Below are 446 nucleotides of genomic sequence, written 5' to 3'. Positions count from 1 at the left end.
AAAGCTGTAGCAAAAGAAATAGCCGACTTAATTAAGGTTAAAGCATCCCAAAAACAACCTTGTATTTTAGGATTAGCTACAGGATCGTCTCCAAAAGGTTTGTATTCAGAATTAGTAAGATTGCATAAAGAAGAAGGCTTAAGTTTTAAAAACGTAGTCTCTTTTAATCTTGACGAGTATTATCCCATGCAACCAGATTCTGTGAATAGTTATGTGCGATTCATGAATGAATTATTGTTTAATCATGTCGATATTTTACCAGAGAATTGCAACATTCCAGATGGTACATTGTCAAAAGCAGAGATTGCGAGTTATTGTAATGATTACGAAGCAAAAATAGAAGCGTTAGGCGGAATAGATTTACAGATCTTAGGAATTGGAGGTAATGGACATATTGGTTTTAACGAATCGGGATCTTTACAAAACTCAAAAACCAGATTAGTCGC

Annotated in this window: 1 protein-coding gene; it reads left to right on the top strand. The window is 34.3% G+C overall.

Features of this window, described 5'->3' with window-relative positions; genetic code table 11:
• A partial coding sequence (locus Q1B05_RS18640; RefSeq protein ID WP_299782981.1) for a 6-phosphogluconolactonase occupies positions 1-446 on the top strand: 446 nt, incomplete at both ends.

It is taken from the genome of uncultured Formosa sp., from assembly GCF_947500765.1.
Classification (GTDB): Bacteria; Bacteroidota; Bacteroidia; order Flavobacteriales; family Flavobacteriaceae; genus Formosa.
This window is presented reverse-complemented; position numbering and strand designations above follow the sequence as displayed.